The organism is Halobaculum limi, from assembly GCF_029490015.1.
Lineage (GTDB): Archaea > Halobacteriota > Halobacteria > Halobacteriales > Haloferacaceae > Halobaculum > Halobaculum limi.
This window is the reverse complement of sequence record NZ_CP120469.1, coordinates 47,054-62,679: the sequence shown is the minus strand read 5'-3', so window position 1 is coordinate 62,679 and position 15,626 is coordinate 47,054. Positions and strand designations below refer to the sequence as shown.

Sequence of the window (15,626 nt, the reverse complement as noted above, 5' to 3'; positions counted from 1 at the left end):
AATGCGCACAATTATCCAACAGCGGCGGTCACCGGGACAACAAGTATCGGGAGTGATAACCTATGAGTGACGCGGAGGCGGGAGCGCGAGCGGGAACCGGCGACGTGAGCTTCGACCGCGAAAAGCCGTGGGACGCCGAACTGGTGTCGATGCGGAACGTCCTCATCGGCCTCTCGGTGGTGTTCTGGGCCATCGTGATGTTCTACACTCGGTACTACCCGATGCCGCGTGCCCAGTACGGGATCATCTTCCTCGGCTCCATCCTGATCCTGTACATCCTCACGGAGTTGATGTCGATGTCGGACGGGGACGGGAACGGGGGCCTCCTCGCCGACCTCAAGAGCGCCTACGGACCCGGGAATAGGCTCGACGCGGCACTGCTCAGCCTGGCCGCGGTCGACGTGTTGGCGACCACCGTGTACATGGCGGTGAACTTCCAGGCGCTATACGTCGAACGTGCGGGTCGCGCGCTGCCGCACGAGTACGTGATGGCGGCGGTGTTCTCGCTGGTGATGATCTACCTGACGTATCGGTCGTTCGGTGGGACGTTCCTGGCGGTCGTCATCGCCGGGTTCGCGTACGGCTACTTCGGGATGTACGCGCCCGGCCCGCTCCAACACGGTGGGCTCGGCGTCGAGCGCATCCTCCGGACAGTGGTCGTCAGCGTCGACGGCTTCTTCGGCTTCCTGACGCAGTTGGTCGCCGCGTGGATCGCGTTGTTCCTGCTGTACGCCGGCTTCTTGAAGGCGTACGGCGCGTTCGACCTGATTATGCGGATCGCGTTCCGCTCGGCGAAGTACATCGACTCGGGCATCGCCCAGACGGCGGTGCTCTCGAGTGCAGTCATCGGTTCTGTCAACGGGAGTCAGACTGCCAACGCCGGGATGACTGGCTCGTTCACCATCCCGCTGATGAAACGCAACGGCGTCAAGCCAGAGACGGCGGGTGCTATCGAGGCGGTCGCATCCACGGCTGGACAGGTGCTCCCGCCGGTGATGGGCGCGGGCGCGTTCATTATGGCGTCGCTCATCACGGGTGTCACCTACGTCGACGTGATCATCGCTGGGATCATCCCCGCCATCGTTCTCTCGCTGACTATCTTCGTCGCGGTCCACTACGTAGCCGCACCGCAACTCGACGACACCGACCCGTCGACGCTGTTGAACGACAAGATGCCGCGGTCGGAGTTCGCGTCCGAGAGCCTGAAGTACGGCATCCCGCTGGCGGTACTCATCTACAAGCTGGGTGTCGAGCAGGTGACCGTCGGCACCGCCGCGCTGTGGACGACCGGTGCGATGCTGCTCACGGGCATCTTGTTCCCGGTGATCCACGCGGCCGCCGGTGACTCCGAGGAGACGGTCGTCGAGTCGCTCAAGCGCACGCTGTGGGAGACGCTCGACGGCGCTCGCGAGGGTGTGGTCGTGCTCGCGCCAGTGACGATCATCCTCGCGGCGATCAACGGCGTCGTCGACATTCTCACCGCGACTGGGGTGCCGACGGCTATCTCGCTCACGCTACTGGACCTCTCCGGTGGCGTCTTACTCGTCGCGGCCATCCTCTCGATGATCATCTGCATCATCCTCGGACTGGGGATGCCGACGACTGCGTCGTACACGATCGTCGCGCTGCTGGTCGCGCCGACGCTCATCAGCCAGTTCTTCCTGCCGGAGTTCGCAGGGCACTTCTTCGTGTTCTACGCGGCGATCCTCGCGGGACTGACGCCACCCATCGCGACGTGTGTGGCGGTCGCCTGTGGGATCGCGGGCGCGAACTTCTGGCGGAGTTGCTGGGAGGCGATCAAGATCTCCGCGCCGCTGTTCATCCTGCCGTTCACGTTCGTCTACCACCCCGAGGTCGTCTCTGCCGAGTTCAACCAGCAGACGCTTACCTCGGGTGCGTTCGCGCTGTTCGGCGCAATCGCGATGATTCACGGGATCAACTACCGGTTCGTCTTTGGCGACGTGGTGACGGTTGGCTCGCGGATCGCGTTCTTCACCACGGGCGTTCTCGCGATGGTGTACCCGTCGCGGATCGTGCAGACCGCCGCGGTGCTGGTCGCCATCGCGATGTACGTCATCCAAACGTACGCCGGGCGGCCCGACCCCGTCGGCGTCATCAAGAAGAACCTCGGCCTGTCGAGTGGGGGTGTCCCCGGAACCGAGCGGGCCGACCGCGAGTAGCGACCGACTGAGGTTCGAGATTTTTTCGCGCTGGCTTCCCCGTCCGTCAGCGGCGGCGCTCACTGGGAATATCCAGCCTGCCATTGAACGTTGTTCGTGGAGAATTATATCGGATTCATCCCCGCGCTAAAGCACGGGGCTTTCTCCTCGATTTCCCGTAACCGAGAACGAAGCTGACACAGAAGAAGAGCAGAACGTGGTCCCAGGGACCGCGTTACGGCCGGTCGGTCCAGTCGAACGCCGTCTCCAGATCGACGGGTTCGTGGCCGCCACCCGCTCCCGCGCGGTCGAGGTACGCACGGAGGTCACCGCGATAGTCGGGGTGAGCCACGTCGACGAGGAGGCGTGCGCGCTCGCGCGGTGAGGTGCCCCGGAGGTCGGCGACGCCGTGCTCGGTGATCACCACGTCGACGTCGTGTTCGGTGTGGTCGACGTGGGTCGCCTTCGGAACGATCTTCGATATGTCGCCGCCGGCGGCCGTCGACCCGAGCGTGACGACCGACAGCGGCGCGTTCCGGGTGAAGTCGCCGCTGCCGCCGAGGCCGCTGATCATCCGCGAGCCACCGAGGTTCGTGGAGTTGACGTGACCGTACAGGTCCACCTCGACGGCGCTGTTGACCGCGACGACGCCGAAGCGGTCGATGAACGCCGCGCCGTTGGAGATGTCGCCCGTGCGCAACACGACGTCCTCGGCGTAGCGTTCGGCGTCTGCGAACAGTCGTTCTTGCCCCTCAGTCGACAGCGCCAGCGACGTGGCGCTGGCCGACCGGAGTGCGCCGTCGTCGAGCAAGTCGAGCAGGCCATCTTGGAGCACCTCGCCGTAGTAGACGAGGTCGCGGTCGCCCAGGTCTGCCTCCCCGAGTGCGCCCATCAGGGCGTTGCCGAGGCTGCCGACGCCGAACTGGATGCGGACGGAGTCGTCGTACAGCGGCGAGCGCTCCACCTCGCGTTCGAGAAAGTCGCCGAGGCGGTCGGCGATAGTCAGGTCTGTCTCCGTCGGATCGCGGAACTCGTAGGGGGCGTCTCGGCCCGTCGTCTCAACGACGGCGGCCAGTCGCTCGGGGGCGAACGAGACGCGCGGCCCACCGATGCGCTCGCCGGGGTCGGTGAGTGAGACCGGCTCTCGGTTCGGCGGGAGGTCGCGACGATACACGTCGTGGAACGCCGCCAGCGACAGCGGTTGGTCGTGGTTCACCTCGACGATCAGCCGATCGGCGCTCGCGACGAACGCGTCGGTGAGGCCGAGCGAGGTAGAGGGGATCAGCCAGTCTGGCCCGACCGCGACAGCCTCGACGACGGCGACGCTGTCCACGGTGTCGACCATCCCGCCGAAGCGCACGTCGTCGCCAAGCGTCGAGATGTGGCGGTCGGCGAACGCGACGCGCCCGTCGTTGATCGCTTCGCGGATCGCATCGCGTGCTTGGAACGGGTAGCGGCGGTCGATTGCGTCGGCCTCAACAAGGGCAACGTCTAGCTCTTCGCCGACGCTCCCGCCGCTGACGACCGTCAGGGAGAGGTCGCGGCCGGCGTCGCCATCCTCGGCGCCCCCACCGTCGGCCGCGTCCGCGAGTGCGCGCGGGACGGCTTTTGGGTAGCCGACGCTCCCGAAGCCGCTGACGAGCATCGTCGCGTCGTCGGGGATGTGGTCGACCGCTGTCGCGGCGTCGGCGACTGGGAGGTCGCCGGTGATCCGATCGTCCGGGATTCTGTCGGCGGGAGCGGTGCCGCCGTCCGGTCGTGGTCGCTCGCGGGTCACTCCTCGAGGTCCTCCGGTTGCGTGCCGATGCCCTCGGGCCAACCGGTAGGTGCGGCGGCCGACGGCTGTGCATACTCCCGTTTGAGCACCATCGGGGTGCGTTCGAGCGTGAGGACGAGTTCGTCGCGCTGGTTGTACGCGCGCAGTTCCGTCGTCACCATTCCGACGTGGTCGCGCGACTCGCTCTCGCGTTTGTGGAGCACCTCGCTCTCGGCGAAGATGGTGTCGCCGTGGTAGACGGGGCCGTGGTGGCGGATGTCGTCGTAGCCGAGGTTCGCCGTCGCGTTCGCGCTCACGTCGATGACGCTCATCCCGACGACGAGGGCGATGACGAACGTGCCGTCGACGAGCCGCTCGCCGAACTCCGTCTCGGCGGCGTACGCCTCGTTGAAGTGCATCGGATTGAGGTTCATCGTGAGGTTGGTGAACCAGACGTTGTCCGTCTCGGTCACCGTCCGGCCGTACGGGTGTTTGTACACGTCGCCGACCGTGAAGTCCTCGTAGTAGCGTCCCTGCCAGCCCTCGACCAGTCGCCGTTCGGTGTCGTCAGTTCCGTCGTCCGCGTCCGTGTCGGTGTCAGTCATTGATGTGGATGTGTGGTGTCGTCGTGTGGTCGTGTGTGCGTGTCGGGTGATTCCAGTCGTGTCTCCGCCCTCAGTACGACCGCGGAAGTCCCAGCACGTTCTCGCCGAGGTAGTTCAGCGCCAGTTCCTGGGTGACAGGGACGAGTCGTGTGAGGCGTGCCTCACGGAGGTACCGCTCCACGTCGTACTCGCGGTCGACGCCACGGCCGCCGTGGGTCTGCACTGCGGCGTCGGCGGCATCGAAGGCGGCCTCCGCCGCGAGGTACTTCGCGGTGTTGGCCCACGCGCCCACGGCCTTGCGGTCTTCGTCGCCCGTCCGGCGTGCGGCGTCGAAGGTGAACTGCTTTGCCGCCCGCAGGCGGGCGTGGGCGGCCGCCAGCGGGTGCTGGATCGCCTGGTTCTGTCCGATCGGCCGGTCGAACACCTCGCGCTCGTTCGCGTAGTCAACGCCCGCCTCGATAGCCAACTCACCGAGGCCGACCGTCTCGGCGGCGATGACCAGCCGTTCCTCGTTAAGGCCGTCGAGCACCTGGTAGAATCCCTCGTCCTCGACGCCGATCAACTGGTCGGCGGGGACGCGCAGGCCGTCGTAGGTGACCTCGAAGGAACTGACGACGCCGCTGACGGTCTTGTCGATCTCTGCCAACTCGATTTGTCCGGCCTCGCGGCCGCGTTCAATGTCGACGAGAAACAGTGAGACGCCCTCGGTCTTCTTCTCGACGTCTTCGCGGGGTGTCGTCCGAGCGGCGAGCACGAGGTAGTCGCTCACGTCAATGCGCGAGGTCCACACCTTCTGCCCGTCGATCACGTACTCGTCGCCGTCGCGCACCGCGCGCGTCGAGATCGCCGTCGACTCTGACCCCGCTTCCGGTTCGGTGAGGCTGAAACACTGGATCCACGCCTCGCCCGAGGCGACGCGGGGGAGGAGGTCCTGTTTCATCTCCTCGCTCCCGTAGTTGACGAGCGGTGCGGAGTTGTAGATCGCCGCGTGCACAGTCTGTGCGCCGCTGAATCCGGCGCCGCTGCGTGCGATCTCGTACATCATCGCCACTGCCTCCTCGGTGCCGTACCCCTTCCCGCCGTACTCCTCGGGGAGGAGGACACCCAGCCACCCCTCGTCGGCGAGGGCGTTCACGAACTCGTGCGGATACGTCCCCTCGGCGTCGTGTTCGCGCCAGTACGCCGCGTCGAATCCCGCACAGATGTCGCGGATCGACTCACGGACGCGCGCCTGTCGCTCGGTCGTCTCGACCGTGTCAGTCGCCACCATTCTAGTGTTCGATAGTGCAGATAGCGAGCCGATAAACGGTGGGGTTACGGCAGGTCCGACGCCGACTGCTCACCCGCGACCGTCGCCGCCACGTCTGTGAGTTTCGGGAGGTCGCACAGGCGTTCGTACAGCCGCTCGACTTCCGACTCGCGGAGCGCCCGTCCGGCGCACTCCGCGAACTTCCGGTGGCGCGTCTCTGGCGGGAGCGGGTCGGTGTGGACCCCCGGTGGATCGACGCGGCGGCGCTCGTGGACCGTCCCGTCTGTCTCGACGACGCGGACGGTCGCCTCGTGGGCGTCGTACGCGAGGTCGTCGTCGACGACGAAGTCCACGCGGTCGCGAAGCGCCGCGATTTTTGGGTCATCGAGTGCTTCCACCTCGAACGCCTCGAGGTCGACCCGATCGCGAACGGCGGCGCACGCGACGGCGTGTTCCATCGAGAACTTCGCCTCCAGCCCCGTCTCCGGATCCGAGTACGAGAGCGCGTCGCCGGCACCGCCGGCCGCACGCACCTCGATCCGCTCGATGTCCGTGGGGTCAACTTCGTCTGCGACGATATCCGCCGTCGCAGCGATACTCGTGTGCGTGAAGTAACAGCAGGGGTACGCCTTCGTGTGGATGCCCTCCGTCTCGATGGCCCACGGGCCGTCGGGGTCGAAAGTGAAGTCCTCGTTGGGGTCGCGGTCGTCGGACGGGCGGGGGTCGTACAAGTCCCAGAACCCCTGGTTGCCGGAGACCGCCGTCCGCGTAGCCGTGAGACCATCACGCGCGAGCGTCGCCGCGGTGACGCCCGAACGGGAGCACAGTCCCGCGTGGAGTGGCTTCGTCATCGACCCGAAGTTGCGCTTCGTCCCCGCGGGCGTCGACGCCGCCACTGCAAGCGCACGCTCGGTCGCGTCGGCGTCAAGCCCGAGCAGCGAGGCCGCCGCAGCCGTTGCACCGAAGGCACCGAACGTCGCAGTTGCGTGCCAGCCAGCCTCGTAGTGGGCCGGACTAATCGGCTCTGCAATTGCACACTCGACCTCGAACCCTACAGCGAACGCCGTGATCAGGTCCCGTCCCGTGGCGTTAGCTTCCCGAGCAAGTGCGAATAACGGTGGCACGAGCGTCACACTCGGGTGACCATCGAGTGCCCACGACAGGTCGTCATAGTCGAGCGCGTGGGCGGCGGTGCCGACGCGGAGCGCGGTCTCGGCGGCGACGGTGGTTGAGGTGAGCCCCAACAACGTCGCCGCGTCGGCCTCTTCGAGGTCGATGCCCGCCGATCTCGCAGTGGTCTCGCCCGCACCCTCAACGGCGCCCGCGAGCGTGACACCCACCGTGTCGACGACCGCCCGTGTGACCGTCTCTGCAACTCCCGCGGGAAGGCCGGCGTAGTCGGTCTCGGCGACAAACGCGGCGAGTCTCCGCTCCGGCGTCTGAGTCATACGAGCACCTCCCGACTCCCGGCTAATAACGGTCGGTATGGCGGCGAACACGACGCCAATCGTTATTCGGCCACCACTCGTCGGCGTGGGTATGAGCGGCCCGGGCGACACGACGGCGACACTCCCCGACCCACCGTCGGCTGACGGCGACGCCTGCGTCATTTGGCACCGTCGCCACCTGCGTATCCCCGACCAGCCGGCGGTGACGCACGCCACTCGCGCGTACGCGACAGTGTGCCCCCTGTTTGTGTTCGACCCGCACTTCTACCAGGGCGACGCACTGGTGTGCGACGCCCGGCGGGAGTTCCTCCACGAGTCACTCGCGGACTTGGCCGACCAGTACGACGACGCCGACACGAGCCTCGTGTTGGCCCACGGTGATCCCGTCGAGGTGTTGTCGACGTTCGCGGAGCGAGGGTGGGACGTGGTCACGGCCGCAGAGCCGACGAGTCGCCACGGGCGACGACGCGACGACCGGGCCACCGGGCGGGCGGGCGTGCAGTTCGTCGCGGACGACGGCCTCACCCGTGACCGTGAGAACCCCCGCGACGGTTGGGCCGACCGGGTGGAGTCGTACTTCGAGTCGTCGCCTACGACGCCCGATTCGAGCGGGTTCGAGAGCCACGGCGTCGACTCGGCCGTCTCCATCGCGGACATCGAGGACGCGTACGGCGTCGACGGCCAGAAGGAGTCCGTACCCGTCGGCGGTCGCGACCCGGCGCTGGCTCGACTCGACCGCTTCGTCGACTGTATCCACGAGTATCCCAGTTCTATCTCCGCGCCCGCCGACGCCGAGACGGGGACGAGCAGACTCTCACCGTACCTCCGGTTCGGCTGTCTGTCCGTCCGTGAGGTGTTCCACCGCGTGGAGGCGGACGCACCCGACGGCGTCGGGAAAGAGATGTTTCGCGACCGCCTCTACTGGAACCGCCACTACACACAGAAGTTCCTCGACTGGCCCGGGTGGACGGAACACGCAGTGAACCCCGTGTTTCGAGGTCTCAACCGCGATACCTACGACCCCGAACGCGTCGACCGGTGGAAGGAGGGCCGAACCGGATTTCCGCTGGTCGACGCGTCAATGCGGTGTCTCAAGGAGACTGGCTGGCTGAACTTCCGGATGCGGGCGATGTGTGCGTCCGTGTTCGGCTACCTCCTTGAACAGCCGTGGCGGATCGGTGCCGACTGGTTCTACCGTCACCTCATCGACGCCGACCCCGCGATCAACTACACTCAGTGGCAGTATCAGACCGGCCTCACCGGCATCGCCGCCGTCCGGGTGTACAACCCCCGGAAACAGGTCCGCGAGAACGACCCGGAGGGAACGTTCGTCCATCGCTGGGTGCCGGAGTTGGCCGACGTTCCAGCTACCCACCTCGACCGCCCCGAGAAGATGCCGCTGTCGCTGCAATCGGAACTCGGCGTCCGTATCGGCGAGGACTACCCGCACCCGGTCGTCGACTTCGACCGACGGCGTCGAGAGGCGCGCGAACAGTTCTCTGCACTCGCTAAGCGTGCGAAAGAGGCGGCACACGATCCAGAGATACGGCGCCGACTGTCGCTGTCACAGCGAGGTGGCGACCGGACGAATGCTGAAGCGAACACCGACGACAAGTCGAGTCACGAAATGGGACAGGCGAGCCTCGACGCCTTCGAGAAGAACTGAACGTTACTGCTCGGGTCGCTGTCCGGCGAGGAGTTCGACCTGCTGTTGCGCGTGGACCTGCGACCACGCAGCGAGTTTCTCTCGGAGCGTCTGGATGACTCCTCGCGTGCCTGTCGTCGGCGTCACCGGTTCCGGTGACCGTTCTGGTTCCCCAGTTTGTGTGTCACGTACACCCATACATCAATCAAACAGATACTGGGTGATAAATCATTAGGGTGTAGTGTGGCCCTTCGGTTCGAATCACTCGTGGTGGATTGTGACGTGGGATCGAATGCAGGGCGGGCAACAATAGTATCTGTAGAAGAACGTGACCAGAGAAATCCAGAGAAGCGGATGTAACCAGTTAAGTAGATCCGAGTAGCTGCCGTCGTTCAGTGGTATTACTGGGGAGTCCGACCGGAGGCGAGCGTCTGGCTGGACCCGCCGTCAGCGGAGGTCCAGACGACGCGGACAACGGTGTTGTTGGAGACGTCTTCGAGCGTCACAGAGTTACCCGCGCTGACAGAGCTGACAGAGAGGTTGAATTCTTCGGGAGTGGCAACACCGACTGCGATCAGCGAGAGAGAGGAGGTCTCCTGCGCCGTAATGACATCGCCACCCATGTGGGTCGCAGTGACGTCGTAGTTGTCCGGCCCGTCAGCAGTGTACTCGAACTGGAAGTTCGCGTTGGGGGCGATCTGTTGGAGGCTGCCGCCGAGGCCGAGCGCCATCGACCCCACGACGGCCGCGAGAATGACCGTGACGGCGACCATCAGGATGACGCCGATGACTGGCGAGACAGCGCGGTCGTCTGAGTTCGTGTGTTCGTTACGGGCGGCTTGGATGAGGGATGCGAGTTTCATCTGTCTTCGTCGGCTACCAACGGACTCGGACCGATTCCAACTCACTTGTTGCCGACGTTACCTCCAGATACTTACCAGGCTACATTTGTTATAGAGCGGGTGCCGACGTGTTAGTACACTCGTAGCCACCCCAAGTTCGGTCGAGAGAGCCGTCACAACGAAGTCAACGCTGTCGTACGGTTTTTGCTACATTAACCGAAGCGAGCGAGCGCGGAGCGAGCCATCTAGTCGTTGGTCGGAAGACGGAATTCCAGGAGTGGAGTCGACCAGCGCGTACCGACTCGACTAGACGACATCGCGGAGGTTTTAGCGGGGTATCGCTGCCGGTCAACGTACTCGACGGTCACAGTCACCGAGTGCCCCGTCTCGCGGTCGATCCCCGCCGCGATCGTTCGCGCTAGATCGGGATACCCGGTGTCTGCGGGCCGAGCGACGACGACCGACACTGTTCGGTCCGCTCCGACAGAGATGGGAGCAGGAACTGGGAGCGACGTGTCTACCGAGACGAGTTCCAGCCGACTGTACTCGGACCGGTCAAGAACGTCGGCGACGACGCCGTTTGCCTGTCGCTCGAAGGCGACCTGCTCACCAGCGACGGCAGCGGTGCCGACGAACGCCGTCGCGAGTACGAACGCGACCGCCACGAGCGAGGCAACTTTCGACGGCGAGATCCGGTCGTCCTCGCCTGCGGTCCAGTCAGTCGGCCGGTAGCCCAGGATCCAGAGGACGCCCGCCGCCGCGAGGTGGATGGCGATGACGTTCAACACGAGGAGGAGTAACGCGCCGAACGCGACGGATGGAAGCCCCCACGCGATACCGATGCCAACGGCCGCGGCCGCCGGGACGAGTGCCGCGGCGACCATCACGCCGACGAGTGCGACCGACACCCCCGTCGCCAGGCCGACTGCTCCGGCCGCGCCCGCACAGACGCCGACGACGACAGACAGAAGGCCTGGCGAGACACGACTCGCGATCTGCCGGGTGGTCGTCACGTCGAGCGCCGGCGGGAGGAACGCGGCAGATTTCAGCGCGAAACTGAACGCCGCGGCGACCGCGACCGCCAGCGCCAGGCCGAGCAGTTGCGTCGACAGTCCCGTCTTGAGCATCGGACGCTCGTCGAGGACGGTCCCCACGCTGGCGGTGAGCGCAGAGCCAACGAGGGGTGCGATCACCATCGACCCGACGACGATAGCCGGCGAGTCCAACAGTAGTCCGGCCGTCGCGACCACCGCGCTCAGCGCCGTCATCGCGTAGTAGGTCACGGGACTGGGCGTCAGATCCAACGCGGTCGAGCGGACCTCCTCGGTGGGGATGCTGTCGTCCTCCTCGTCGCCGGTGACGAATCGCTCCTCCAGTTCGTCGACGTGGGGCGCGAACACGGATTCGGCAGCCGTGACGACCGTGTACGCGTCACGCCCCTCCTGGTCGTGCCCGGCGTCGTCGCCGGCGGCTTCACGAACCGCTTCGAGGACGGACTCGACCGCCTGGGTCGGGACTGGAAACTCGACGAGGACTCGGTCGTCGTCGCCGCCCGTCTCTTTGACGACGACGTGGTCGATGTCGTAGCCGTCGAGTACCTCCTCGACGGCAGCGACGGCGTCGGCGGGGACCAGCGTCCGGACGAGGCGCATCGGGCGAACGGTTCGTCGTTCGGGCGGTTATCTCGCGCGACGATTTGCACGGGCCTGCGACTGGAGACAAACGGTGTGTCGTGACCCGTGCGCCGCCCGAACCGTGGGCGATTCCGTCTGACCGCGCACGTCGGTTCTCCAACTACGCCGACGACTGCGTCGGCAACTGGGGGATGAGCCACGAGAGGAACGCGTCTTGACTGCGCGACTGGAGGTAGACGGTCCCCGATCCGGAGAACTCACAGACGAGGCCCTCACCGCTGGTCAGCGTCGAGCGCAGGCCGCCCACCTTCCGGACGGTGAAGTCGGCCGACTCCTCGAACGCGACGATGTGGCCGGTGTCGACGACGAACGTGTCGCGATCGTCGAGGTCGACCGCTTCGATCGCACCGTAACTCGACAGGAACAGCGGTCCGGTGCCGCTGACCCGCAGGAGGAACAGCCCCTCACCGCCGAAGAACGACTTCGCGCCACCGAAGTCAGTGTCGACGTCGAGCGTCGACGCACCCGCGAGGTACGACCCCGACTGCACGAACATCGTCTCGTCGCTGAGGGCGACGTGCTCAACGTCGCCGGGCAGCGGTGGCGCGAACGACACGTCGCCCGCCTCGCGCGCGGTGAACGTATTCTGGAAGAAACTCTCGCCGCCGAAGGCGCGCCGGACGGACTTGAGGAAGCCACCAGTCGCGTTCGTCTCGATGTCGATGCCAGCGTCGTGGCTCACCATCGCGCCGGATTCGGCGCGGATCGCCTCCTCGGCGTCGAGCGAGACAGTGAGCAACGCGTACGAGGGTCTGGACGTGATGTCGTACTCCATACCACGAGTGTCACCGTCAGACAACAAAAAGGAGTCAGGTGCGCCCATTTGTCGAGAATAAGACGTAGTCGTGACAGTTCGAGGAACGTGTCGGGGTCAGAGATGGCCCGAGTGTGAACGTTCGTATTTGGGCGTACGTGTCGACCATACTAACCGTTCAGGCGTGCAGCGGTAGCCGGTGCACGCCGATCGGAGCACATAATGAGTCGACAACTGCCGGAGGAGTGGTTCGTTCGCGACGCTCGCGTCAACGCCGCGATTTCGTGGGTGATCACCGTCGTCCTCGCTGGCATCGCGGTCGCCGCGTTCCTCGCGGGGCTGTTGGCGGTGCTGGCGGTGGCGGCAGTCGCGACGTTCGTCGCCGTCGTCCCACCGCTGGTCGCCGGCGTGTGGACGCGTACTATCTCGTGGCCGCTGCTGGCGATTGCGGCGATTCCGTTAGTGGTCGGCACGGGTCAGCCGGGCTTCTTCGGTGAGGTGATCATCGGCCTCAGCGTCGCCACGCTCGCGCTGTTGGTCGTCGTCGCACTCCAGTTGGTGACGACGGTGCGGATGACGCCCAACTTCGCTATCGCGTTCGTCGTCATCGCGACCCTGGCGACAGCGGGCTTTTGGGCTGTGGGGTCGGCCGCCTCGGCGGTGTTGGTCGGGACCGCCTTCGTCGAGACGAACGACGAGTTGATGTACGTCTTCACCGCCGCGGCCGTCGCCGGAGTCGGCGCTGGCTTGGTGTTCCGGTGGTACTTCCGGCGCCTGCTCTCGCGTGAGGCCGTGCAACCGCCCGAGGAGGTGGTCGCGTGATCACCGAACGTCGGACCATCCCTGGCTCACTCCCGTCAGTCGCAGTCCGACTGATGCAGGTGCTGCTGGCGGTGATGGTCGTGATCGGCGTGGTGTTTGGCAACTCCGGCGTCGCGGTCAACGCCGCCGTCGGGCTACTGGTCACGTTCCTGCCCGCACTCCTGCGCCGCCGCTTCGACGTGACGATGAGCGTCGGCCTCGTGTTGTGGATCACGGTCGCGATGTTCCTGCACGCCCTGGGGACGCTGCCGCTCCCCGGACTGGAGTTTCTCAGCCCCTACAAGGCGCTGGGATGGTGGGATCATATGACCCACGCGCTGTCGTCGTCACTCGTCGCTGGGAGTGCTTATGCCGTGATCCGGGCGTTCCAAGTCCACTCCGAACACATCGAGTTGCCGCCGCTGTTCATGTTCGCGTACATCCTGCTGTTCGTGATGGCGTTCGGCGTCATCTGGGAACTGGTGGAGTTCTACATCGGCGTCGTCTCGTCGGCACTCGGTATGACACAGGTGCTCACGCAGTACGGCCTCGACGACACCATCCTCGACTTGGTGTACAACTCCATCGGTGGCATCCTCGTCGCCGTGTTCGCGACGGCGCACCTGACCGGCGTCTCCGACCAACTCGCTGCCCGACTGGACGGCAGGTCGAACGAGCGTGGGCGGTAATCGGATGACGAAGGCCTGTTCCTGTCGTATGCGGCTTCAACGGGGCAGTTGGTGGCGAACAGGGGTCCGGAAATTGAAACTTTCGTTAATACCTGACACGTCGTCATCGTGGTATGGTCAACTGGAGAGCGGTACTGGGCGGGTTTTTGGCGTCGATCCTCATCGGACTGATCAGCGGCCTTGGTCTCCCGTTCACGAGCGCGACCCTTCCGGTCATCGGAGCGGGACTGGCCGGCCTGATCGCCGGTGGTGTGGCGGGCTACATGAACAACAGGTCGCTCGTCAGCGACGCGTTCCACGGCGCACTCGGGTCCACGTTCGGGGCAGTCGTCGTGACGCTCATCCTGACGGTCCTCGGAACGCTCGTCACAGGCTTCCTCGGCCTCAGCATCGGACTGGCCGCGCTGGCGCTGATCGTATTTACCGCCGTTCCCGGCATCGTCGGTGGTGCAGTCGGCGGACTGCTCCACGGCGACACCGACGTCGAGATGGGCCGCCCCGCGGCCTGAGCGCGCGCAACCACTGTACTACCCGGACAGCGACCACCGAAGTCCTCGTCCGAACTGATTTTTCATACGAGCATCGATGACACCCACAGACACCTCGACAGACGCGACGCCGACAGACGCGACGCGCTACTACTTCATCAGCGACCTCCACATCGGCGGCGACGAGGCGCTCCAGGAGATGGAGTTCGAGTCCGAACTGCTCGCGTTCTTGCGTGACCTCGCGGCCCGCGAGGAGGACGCCGAACTGATCGTAAACGGCGACCTGTTCGGCCTGTGGGAGTTCACCGAGTTAGACGGGATGGAGAAGTTCGACGCACTCGTGGAGTTGTACCCCGAGTTGTTCGAGCAGTTGCGTGCGACCGGCGAACATGTCCCCATCACGATCATCCCCGGGAACCACGACTACGAACTCGCGTGCTACCCGGAGTACGTCGACCGCCTCGCGGAGTACAACGTCACCCTCGAGCAAGACGTCGTCATCACCCGAGAGGTCGCCGGTCGGACCATCTGGATCGAACACGGCCAACAGCGCGACCCGAACAACGCCAGCCCCGACTTCGGCAACCCCTACGCGAACCCACCGGGCTACTTCGTCAACCAACAGGTAACGAGCAAGGCCGGGAAACTCTCCAAGCGAGGGAAGTACAACTGGCTCAAGGACATCCAGTCCGTGACGCCGATGACCGAGATTCCGTCCTGGGTCACCTCGATGTACTTCTACCGCGAGATGAGCCCATTCCTCCGGTACGTCGCGCTGCCATTCTTGTTGCTGTTCAACATCAGCTCGATAGTGTTCCTCCTGTTCGTGTTGTCAGCGACCGGTGTGTGGGGAGCACCCTACGCGGCCTTCTCGCAACTGCTCGCGTCGCTCAACGTCGTCGGAGCCGTCATCGATCTGATCATCGTCGTCAACATCGTCGTGATGCTGTTGTTGGTCGTGATGGCGGTGCCGCTGTACGTCCTCGCGCGCGACGTCAGGGGGACGCTCGCGCGCTTCGGTATCGTCCGCAGTGAAGAACCCGAAACAGTCGCTGACCGCTACGTCGACGCCGCGCGAACGGTGTTCGCCAACAACCCCGACGTCGCCGTGTTCGTCTACGGGCACACCCACCGCGCCGCCGTCACGCCGGTCGACGACCGAGCGGTCGTCAACACTGGCACGTGGCTCAAGCGCTTCCAGCGTCGCTCCGTCGTGTTGGGACTGCTCCCGTGGGTGTACTACCCGTCGTTCAAACTCAACTACGTCCGGATCGCCGAGGTCGACGGGGACGTCGCGGTCGACTACGAGGTGATCGAGAAGCAACAGCCACACGACCTCACCTGGCTGGAGCGACTACTCACGCTCACGCCGTCACCCGACGATCCGATTCCCGCAAGAACTGTTATCGACGGATGGCAACAGACAGAGACTGATCCGACCGAGTCGACGCCAGAAGCGAGCGACCCGGGGCGCGCCGACTGAGCCCAGTCGAGAG

Annotated in this window: 14 protein-coding genes; 6 read left to right on the top strand and 8 right to left on the bottom strand. The window is 65.4% G+C overall.

The window, feature by feature from the left end:
* Positions 1 to 149: 149 nt before the first annotated feature.
* Positions 150 to 2,180 carry a TRAP transporter permease gene (locus P0D77_RS15945; protein ID WP_277556252.1) on the top strand — a complete coding sequence of 677 codons (2,031 nt, stop codon included), beginning with the start codon at positions 150 to 152 and terminating at the stop codon, positions 2,178 to 2,180.
* Positions 2,181 to 2,394: 214 nt separating this feature from the next.
* Here the strand turns inward: P0D77_RS15945 and P0D77_RS15940 are convergent, their stop codons facing one another.
* The 4 genes from P0D77_RS15940 to P0D77_RS15925 form a co-directional block, all read right to left on the bottom strand.
* Positions 2,395 to 3,936, bottom strand: coding sequence for an acetyl-CoA hydrolase/transferase C-terminal domain-containing protein (locus P0D77_RS15940; protein ID WP_277556104.1), 1,542 nt, complete (start codon positions 3,934 to 3,936; stop codon positions 2,395 to 2,397).
* Positions 3,933 to 4,520, bottom strand: a complete 588-nt coding sequence (locus P0D77_RS15935) for a MaoC family dehydratase (RefSeq protein WP_277556103.1) — start codon at positions 4,518 to 4,520, stop codon at positions 3,933 to 3,935. The genes P0D77_RS15940 and P0D77_RS15935 overlap by 4 nt, the downstream gene beginning before the upstream one ends.
* Before the next feature lie 70 nt (positions 4,521 to 4,590).
* Complete coding sequence (locus P0D77_RS15930) at positions 4,591 to 5,790, bottom strand: acyl-CoA dehydrogenase family protein (protein WP_277556102.1); 1,200 nt, start codon at positions 5,788 to 5,790, stop codon at positions 4,591 to 4,593.
* Between the two features lie 44 nt (positions 5,791 to 5,834).
* Positions 5,835 to 7,217, bottom strand: coding sequence for an MmgE/PrpD family protein (locus tag P0D77_RS15925; protein WP_277556101.1), 1,383 nt, complete (start codon positions 7,215 to 7,217; stop codon positions 5,835 to 5,837).
* Between the two features lie 91 nt (positions 7,218 to 7,308).
* Here P0D77_RS15925 and P0D77_RS15920 point away from each other — a divergent pair, with 91 nt between their 5' ends.
* Positions 7,309 to 8,883, top strand: coding sequence for an FAD-binding domain-containing protein (locus tag P0D77_RS15920; RefSeq protein WP_277556100.1), 1,575 nt, complete (start codon positions 7,309 to 7,311; stop codon positions 8,881 to 8,883).
* Positions 8,884 to 8,886: 3 nt separating this feature from the next.
* Here P0D77_RS15920 and P0D77_RS15915 read toward each other — a convergent pair whose 3' ends face one another.
* The 4 genes from P0D77_RS15915 to P0D77_RS15900 form a co-directional block, all read right to left on the bottom strand.
* Positions 8,887 to 9,060, bottom strand: a complete 174-nt coding sequence (locus P0D77_RS15915) for a hypothetical protein (protein ID WP_277556099.1) — start codon at positions 9,058 to 9,060, stop codon at positions 8,887 to 8,889.
* Positions 9,061 to 9,263: 203 nt separating this feature from the next.
* Positions 9,264 to 9,725 (bottom strand): type IV pilin N-terminal domain-containing protein, encoded by a 462-nt coding sequence (locus P0D77_RS15910; protein ID WP_277556098.1) that lies wholly within the window; start codon positions 9,723 to 9,725, stop codon positions 9,264 to 9,266.
* A gap of 224 nt (positions 9,726 to 9,949) precedes the next feature.
* Positions 9,950 to 11,356: a TIGR00341 family protein gene (locus P0D77_RS15905; RefSeq protein WP_277556097.1), complete on the bottom strand. Its 1,407-nt coding sequence runs from the start codon at positions 11,354 to 11,356 to the stop codon at positions 9,950 to 9,952.
* Positions 11,357 to 11,498: 142 nt separating this feature from the next.
* Positions 11,499 to 12,173, bottom strand: a complete 675-nt coding sequence (locus P0D77_RS15900; RefSeq protein ID WP_277556096.1) for a TIGR00266 family protein — start codon at positions 12,171 to 12,173, stop codon at positions 11,499 to 11,501.
* A gap of 201 nt (positions 12,174 to 12,374) precedes the next feature.
* Here P0D77_RS15900 and P0D77_RS15895 point away from each other — a divergent pair, with 201 nt between their 5' ends.
* The 4 genes from P0D77_RS15895 (at position 12,375) to P0D77_RS15880 (ending at position 15,613) form a co-directional block, all read left to right on the top strand.
* Complete coding sequence (locus tag P0D77_RS15895) at positions 12,375 to 12,974, top strand: hypothetical protein (RefSeq protein WP_277556095.1); 600 nt, start codon at positions 12,375 to 12,377, stop codon at positions 12,972 to 12,974.
* Between the two features lie 53 nt (positions 12,975 to 13,027).
* On the top strand, positions 13,028 to 13,642 hold the full coding sequence (locus P0D77_RS15890) for a DUF2238 domain-containing protein (RefSeq protein ID WP_277556251.1): 615 nt from the start codon (positions 13,028 to 13,030) through the stop codon (positions 13,640 to 13,642).
* A 113-nt stretch (positions 13,643 to 13,755) separates the two neighbouring features.
* Positions 13,756 to 14,151: a DUF5518 domain-containing protein gene (locus P0D77_RS15885; protein ID WP_277556094.1), complete on the top strand. Its 396-nt coding sequence runs from the start codon at positions 13,756 to 13,758 to the stop codon at positions 14,149 to 14,151.
* Positions 14,152 to 14,227: 76 nt separating this feature from the next.
* Positions 14,228 to 15,613, top strand: a complete 1,386-nt coding sequence (locus tag P0D77_RS15880; protein WP_277556093.1) for a metallophosphoesterase — start codon at positions 14,228 to 14,230, stop codon at positions 15,611 to 15,613.
* The last annotated feature ends 13 nt before the right edge of the window (positions 15,614 to 15,626 follow it).